Below are 1,425 nucleotides of genomic sequence, written 5' to 3' on the forward strand. Positions count from 1 at the left end.
TAAGTATTTTAGGAACGATCACTTTAATTGCAACAAGTACAACCAGTTTAGTGGCTTGTGATAACTCTAATAATAAATATAGTAATGATGATCAAGAAAATCCAACACCAATAGTAACCAAACCACTAGAAAATAGTAAATGATCATTAGTTAATAAAAGTGCATATAAAAATGAATTTAATAAAAAAAATAGTAAATGATATGCTATTATTTATTTTTCTAAATATAAGGATGAAAACATTTTTATTATTGATAAGCAAAAAATATCTTTTGCCGGTATAACAACAGATAACTGTGTAGCATTTGGCGGAGGACTTTATGTAAATCCATTAATTTATCGTTGAGATGACAATAATGAACCTGAAAAACCAAAAATAAACAAAGAAACTGGTGAAGTTATTGATTGAAAAGAATAAAGTAGAGGAACTTAATGGTTCCTCTACTTTATTTTTTTATCTTGGATTAATTGTAATTTTAATAGCAGAATTAGATGTGTTTTTAATATTATGTACCCCTATATTGTTTGTACTAAATATTATATTTCCACTTTCTTCTTCCGGAAACGCTGATGTTCCCATATAATAAATATCTCCATAACCTTCGACTCCCATGAATTTAGGAATAACAGTTTTTGTAAATCTAATTTTTAATTTTAAATCATTAGTATAATAAGCTTGTAAATATGCTTCTTTAATTTTATCATTATCATTATTTGATATTTTTGTTACTTGTAAAAAAAGATAAAAAAATACGTTCTGTCATTCATATGCAGTTCTAATTTTATCTCTATAATCTTTATTTGTTGGTAAACCATTAGTATGTCCAGTAGCAAATGTTTGAATATCATTTACTTTTATATTATCAGTGTACAAAGTTATTATATTTTCAAAATTAATATTATCAATTTGTATAGTACCCCTTGTTTCCACTGTATAATCTTTTAATGTTCCAAATCAATCTGTACAGCCCGCTCTACCAATTTTAGGCCCAGAAGTAAGTGGAGATAAAACATCTTTTATTTCCATTCCATTATATAGGACTGTTAAATTACTACCTAAATTACTTATTTCTATTGTTTTATATGAACTAATAAATTTATCAATACTTTGAATTGTTGGGTCAATTTGTCTTAAATCAATCTCAAATTCACAATTTGAATAATATGTATTATTTTCATCAAAATAATTATGAGTAGCTTTATCATAAGGTTTTGATATTTCAACACATTTACTATTATAAAGTGCCGAAAATAACATTAAAACTTCTTGATTTCCAATTAAAATATCTTGTGTATAAGTTTTATAGTTATATGGTACTGGTGGGAGAACATATTCAGGGTAATTAAATGTTGGTATTTCATAATCATGCGGGAGTAAGAAACTAGTTTTATAATTAGTTGTCATATCACGTAAATAATTATTTAAT

At 25.3% G+C, this 1,425-nt stretch carries 1 protein-coding gene and 1 pseudogene; one reads left to right on the plus strand and one right to left on the minus strand.

What is annotated here, in order from left to right; translation table 4 throughout:
• A pseudogene (locus D9R21_RS07600) lies at positions 1-416 on the plus strand (DUF3688 family protein); the annotation flags it as partial.
• A 36-nt stretch (positions 417-452) separates the two neighbouring features.
• Here the strand turns inward: D9R21_RS07600 and D9R21_RS07605 are convergent.
• The coding region (locus D9R21_RS07605) for a hypothetical protein (protein WP_158613972.1) at positions 453-1,425 on the minus strand (973 nt) is incomplete at its 5' end.

The sequence above is a fragment of the Spiroplasma endosymbiont of Megaselia nigra genome (assembly GCF_003987485.1).
GTDB lineage: Bacteria > Bacillota_I > Bacilli_A > Mycoplasmatales > Mycoplasmataceae > Spiroplasma.